3 rRNA genes are annotated in these 5410 nt (G+C 55.8%); all 3 read right to left on the bottom strand.

Going from position 1 to position 5410, the window contains the following annotated elements:
- Positions 1-66 precede the first annotated feature (66 nt).
- Positions 67-183 (bottom strand): 5S ribosomal RNA (rrf, locus tag ACHUEU_RS16340).
- Positions 184-305: 122 nt separating this feature from the next.
- Positions 306-3373, bottom strand: a 23S ribosomal RNA gene (locus ACHUEU_RS16345).
- Between the two features lie 379 nt (positions 3374-3752).
- A 16S ribosomal RNA gene (locus ACHUEU_RS16350) occupies positions 3753-5272 on the bottom strand.
- The 16S, 23S and 5S rRNA genes sit together here, the layout of an rRNA operon.
- Positions 5273-5410: the final 138 nt, after the last annotated feature.

The raw sequence follows: 5410 nt of genomic DNA on the forward strand, positions 1-5410 counted from the left end.
AAAAAGGGAGTGGAGGAGGCGAACACCCCGCAGGGGTTCCAGCACTCCTCCACTCCCAGTGAAGATGTCCGGCGGCGACCTACTCTCCCACACCCTCCCGAGTGCAGTACCATCGGCGCAATCGAGCTTAGCTTCCGGGTTCGGAATGGAACCGGGCGTTTCCTCGACGCTATGACCGCCGTAACACGATGAGACCCACAGACCCTCACACCCCGAGCAATAGAACCCGGGCTGTCGAGGTTGTTTCTCGAGAACCGCACAGTGGACGCAAACACACACAGTAAACAACAAGCATGAAGAAATGTTGTTGTAAGTCATCAGCCATTAGTACCAGTCAGCTCCACACATTGCTGTGCTTCCACATCTGGCCTATCAACCCAGTCATCTACTGGGGGCCTCTCACACCCAAAGGGTGTATGGATATCTCATCTCGAAGCAGGCTTCCCGCTTAGATGCTTTCAGCGGTTATCCCTTCCCGACGTAGCCAACCAGCCATGCCCTTGGCAGAACAACTGGCACACCAGAGGTCAGTCCATCCCGGTCCTCTCGTACTAGGGACAGGACTTCTCAAATATCCAACGCGCGCAGCGGATAGGGACCGAACTGTCTCACGACGTTCTAAACCCAGCTCGCGTACCGCTTTAATAGGCGAACAGCCTAACCCTTGGGACCAACTCCAGCCCCAGGATGCGACGAGCCGACATCGAGGTGCCAAACCATGCCGTCGATATGAGCTCTTGGGCAAGATCAGCCTGTTATCCCCGGGGTACCTTTTATCCGTTGAGCGACACCCATTCCACAATGAGGTGCCGGATCACTAGTTCCTGCTTTCGCACCTGCCCGACATGTCTGTCTCGCAGTCAAGCTCCCTTGTGCACTTACACTCGACACCTGATTGCCAACCAGGCTGAGGGAACCTTTGAGCGCCTCCGTTACTCTTTAGGAGGCAACCGCCCCAGTTAAACTACCCATCAGACACTGTCCCTGATCCGGATCACGGACCGAGGTTAGGAATCCAGAACGACCAGAGTGGTATTTCAACAATGACTCCACACTCACTAGCGTGAATGCTTCCCAGTCTCCCACCTATCCTACACAAGCCGTCCCGAACACCAATATCAAACTATAGTAAAGGTCCCGGGGTCTTTCCGTCCTGCTGCGCGTAACGAGCATCTTTACTCGTAATGCAATTTCGCCGAGTTCGCGGTTGAGACAGTGGAGAAGTCGTTACGCCATTCGTGCAGGTCGGAACTTACCCGACAAGGAATTTCGCTACCTTAGGATGGTTATAGTTACCACCGCCGTTTACTGGGGCTTAAATTCTCAGCTTCGAACTCCGAAGAGCTCTAACCGGTCCTCTTAACCTTCCAGCACCGGGCAGGCGTCAGTCCGTATACAGCGTCTTACGACTTCGCACGGACCTGTGTTTTTAGTAAACAGTCGCTTCTCCCTGGTCTCTGCGGCCCTCACCGCTCTCACGGTTCGGGCCCCCCTTCTCCCGAAGTTACGGGGGCATTTTGCCGAGTTCCTTAACCACGATTCTCTCGAACGCCTCGGTATTCTCTACCTGATCACCTGAGTCGGTTTAGGGTACGGGCGACCGTATTCGTCACGCCGGAACTTTTCTTGGCAGTACAGGATCACTCACCTACGCCCATACGGGATCCCCATCACGTCTCACCCTCATGGCCCCAGCATTACCCAGGACCGGGCTGCACGCTTAGACGGACTATTCCATTAAGTCCGCGGAAGCTACCTCTCTGCGTCATTCCTCGCGCTGACCTACTACAACCTTGGTTCCCAGCCTCACCACTCTCCACACCCCGAAGGGTATGGGAACAGCTCGGGTGGTTAGCATCGACTGCCTCGGTATGGGTCCTCCTACGATCGGTTCGGGAATATCAACCCGATGTCCATCGACTACGCCTGTCGGCCTCGCCTTAGGTCCCGACTAACCCAGGGCGGATAAACCTGGCCCTGGAACCCTTGATCAATCGGCGGACGGGTTTCTCACCCGTCTTTCGCTACTCATGCCTGCATTCTCACTCGTACAGCCTCCACCACTGGGTTCCCCCGCGGCTTCGCTGGCTGTACGACGCTCCCCTACCCACCCAGACACACGGTCTGAGTGACACAGCTTCGGCGGTGTGCTTGAGCCCCGCTAAATTGTCGGCGCAGAATCACTTGACCAGTGAGCTATTACGCACTCTTTCAAGGGTGGCTGCTTCTAAGCCAACCTCCTGGTTGTCTCAGCAACTCCACATCCTTTTCCACTTAGCACACGCTTAGGGGCCTTAGCTGATGTTCTGGGCTGTTTCCCTCTCGACTATGAAGCTTATCCCCCACAGTCTCACTGCTGCGCTCTCACGTACCGGCATTCGGAGTTTGGCTAAGGTCAGTAACCCGGTGGGGCCCATCGCCTATCCAGTGCTCTACCTCCGGTACGAAACACGCAACGCTGCACCTAAATGCATTTCGGGGAGAACCAGCTATCACGAAGTTTGATTGGCCTTTCACCCCTATCCACAGGTCATCCCCTCCATTTTCAACTGAAGTGGGTTCGCGCCTCCACGCGGTCTTACCCGCGCTTCACACTGCCCATGGATAGATCACTTCGCTTCGGGTCTAGAGCCGGCGACTGAACGCCCCGTTCAGACTCGCTTTCGCTACGGCTACCCCACACGGGTTAACCTCGCCACCGACCACTAACTCGCAGGCTCATTCTTCAAAAGGCACGCCGTCACCCCAAAAGGCTCCGACGGATTGTAAGCGCACGGTTTCAGGTACTATTTCACTCCCCTCCCGGGGTGCTTTTCACCTTTCCCTCACGGTACTTGTCCGCTATCGGTCAAGAGGTAGTATTCAGGCTTACCAGGTGGTCCTGGCAGATTCACACCGGATTTCACGGGCCCGGTGCTACTCGGGAACAGCATCACGCCATGCAGCAGTTTCGTCTACGGGGGTCACACCCTCTACGCCATCGCACTCACCACGACTTCGACTACCACTGCACGTCCACGCCGAACCGCCGGCAGACAGTTCTGATACGTCCCACAACCCCAGGCCTGCAACCCCTGCCGGGTATCACACAGACCTGGTTTAGCCTCCTCCGCTTTCGCTCGCCACTACTCACGGAATCACTATTGTTTTCTCTTCCTGCGGGTACTGAGATGTTTCACTTCCCCGCGTTCCCTCCACACCACCTATACATTCAGTGGCGGGTACCACGACATGACTCGTGGTGGGTTTCCCCATTCGGACATCCTCGGATCACAGTTTGGTTGTCAACTCCCCGAGGCTTAACGCAGACTCCCACGTCCTTCGTCGGCTCCTCTTGCCAAGGCATCCACCGTGCGCCCTTTAAAACTTACGGCAACACAAAGACTCTTCGCGCTCTACAAATATTGCTTACAAGATGCTCGCGTCCACTATGCAGTTCTCAAAAAACAACCCCACACCCACACCACCCCGCAAAAACGCGGAAGCGATGCAAGGGAGGACCAGCCACACACCCCACAAAAGACCCACCCGAAGGCAGGCCCCGTCGGGGCTGCGTGCAGCCTCACAACCCAATAGCGTGTCTCCACCTCGAACCCACCGGACCGTTCCCGTTCCAGACCCTCAAAAGAGAGCCGTACTGGAGAAACCCGCCGGCAGGCGAAGTGCCCATTCATTGATGTTCCACCCTTGAGCAACCATCCCCACCACACTCGGGCAAGAAAATGGCCACCATAATTGGTGATGCTCCTTAGAAAGGAGGTGATCCAGCCGCACCTTCCGGTACGGCTACCTTGTTACGACTTAGTCCCAATCACCGATCCCACCTTCGACAGCTCCCTCACGAGGATGGGCCACTGGCTTCGGGTGTTACCGACTTTCGTGACTTGACGGGCGGTGTGTACAAGGCCCGGGAACGTATTCACCGCAGCGTTGCTGATCTGCGATTACTAGCGACTCCGACTTCATGGGGTCGAGTTGCAGACCCCAATCCGAACTGAGGCCGGCTTTTTGGGATTCGCTCCACCTCACAGTTTCGCAACCCATTGTACCGACCATTGTAGCATGCTTGAAGCCCAAGACATAAGGGGCATGATGATTTGACGTCGTCCCCACCTTCCTCCGAGTTGACCCCGGCAGTCTCCTATGAGTCCCCACCATCACGTGCTGGCAACATAGAACAAGGGTTGCGCTCGTTGCGGGACTTAACCCAACATCTCACGACACGAGCTGACGACAACCATGCACCACCTGTGCACCAGTCCGAAGAAAACCCCATCTCTGGGATCGCCCGGTGCATGTCAAGCCTTGGTAAGGTTCTTCGCGTTGCATCGAATTAATCAGCATGCTCCGCCGCTTGTGCGGGCCCCCGTCAATTCCTTTGAGTTTTAGCCTTGCGGCCGTACTCCCCAGGCGGGGCACTTAATGCGTTAGCTACGACGCGGAAAACGTGGAATGTCCCCCACATCTAGTGCCCAACGTTTACGGCATGGACTACCAGGGTATCTAATCCTGTTCGCTACCCATGCTTTCGCTCCTCAGTGTCAGTAATGGCCCAGAGACCTGCCTTCGCCATCGGTGTTCTTCCTGATATCTGCGCATTTCACCGCTACACCAGGAGTTCCAGTCTCCCCTACCACACTCTAGCCTGCCCGTACCCACCGCACGCCCGAGGTTGAGCCTCGGGTTTTCACGGCAGACGCGACAAGCCACCTACGAGCTCTTTACGCCCAATAATTCCGGACAACGCTTGCGCCCTACGTATTACCGCGGCTGCTGGCACGTAGTTAGCCGGCGCTTCTTCTGCAGGTACCGTCACTTTCGCTTCTTCCCTACTGAAAGGGGTTTACAACCCGAAGGCCGTCATCCCCCACGCGGCGTCGCTGCATCAGGCTTTCGCCCATTGTGCAATATTCCCCACTGCTGCCTCCCGTAGGAGTCTGGGCCGTGTCTCAGTCCCAGTGTGGCCGGTCGCCCTCTCAGGCCGGCTACCCGTCATCGCCTTGGTGAGCCATTACCTCACCAACAAACTGATAGGCCGCGAGTCCATCCTTCACCGATAAATCTTTCCAGCACCCACCATGCGGCAGGAACTCATATCCGGTATTAGCCACGATTTCCCGAGGTTATCCCGAAGTGAAGGGCAGGTTACTCACGTGTTACTCACCCGTTCGCCACTAATCAGGCGGTGCAAGCACCACCGTCATCGTTCGACTTGCATGTGTTAAGCACGCCGCCAGCGTTCGTCCTGAGCCAGGATCAAACTCTCCATGAAAAAACATGAAAAACAATATCCTGACAAAATAAACAAACAACCAGCAAATTAAACTGCTGTATCATCCGTATACTTGCCATTCAAACAAATGGCATCAATAAACAGACACGCTATTGAGATATCAAGCAACACGCGCAC

Origin of the sequence: Brachybacterium vulturis (assembly GCF_043641765.1) — a bacterium.
In the GTDB taxonomy this organism is placed as follows: Bacteria; Actinomycetota; Actinomycetes; order Actinomycetales; family Dermabacteraceae; genus Brachybacterium; species Brachybacterium vulturis_A.